The sequence below is a fragment of the Neisseria sp. P0014.S009 genome, from assembly GCF_051958155.1.
Taxonomy (GTDB): domain Bacteria; phylum Pseudomonadota; class Gammaproteobacteria; order Burkholderiales; family Neisseriaceae; genus Neisseria; species Neisseria flavescens_C.
This window is the reverse complement of the sequence record NZ_JBQCVS010000152.1, coordinates 1-260: the sequence shown is the minus strand read 5'-3', so window position 1 is coordinate 260 and position 260 is coordinate 1. Positions and strand designations below refer to the sequence as shown.

Sequence of the window (260 nt, the reverse complement as noted above, 5' to 3'; positions counted from 1 at the left end):
CTTCTGGGGCGTTGGTAGAGTGCGTCTTGGCGGTCGGCGCTGGAAATAAATATGGGGCGGCGGCGGTTGAACACGTTGTCGGCGTAGAGTGAGATGCGGCCTTGTTTGAAGTTGTAGGCGGTGTAGAGGTTGACTTGGTTGTATGCGCCGATTTTGCCTGATTCGGCATTGTCGGCGGCGGAGTAGTAGCCGCCGTAGAAGCGCATGTCGCCGCCGGCTTCCCAGCCTTTGTCGTTCAGGTATTTCACGCCGATGTTGGC

Annotated in this window: 1 pseudogene; it reads right to left on the bottom strand. The window is 58.1% G+C overall.

From position 1 onward, the window contains the following. Window positions 1-260, bottom strand: a pseudogene (locus ACTHS4_RS12080) (TonB-dependent receptor); the annotation flags it as partial.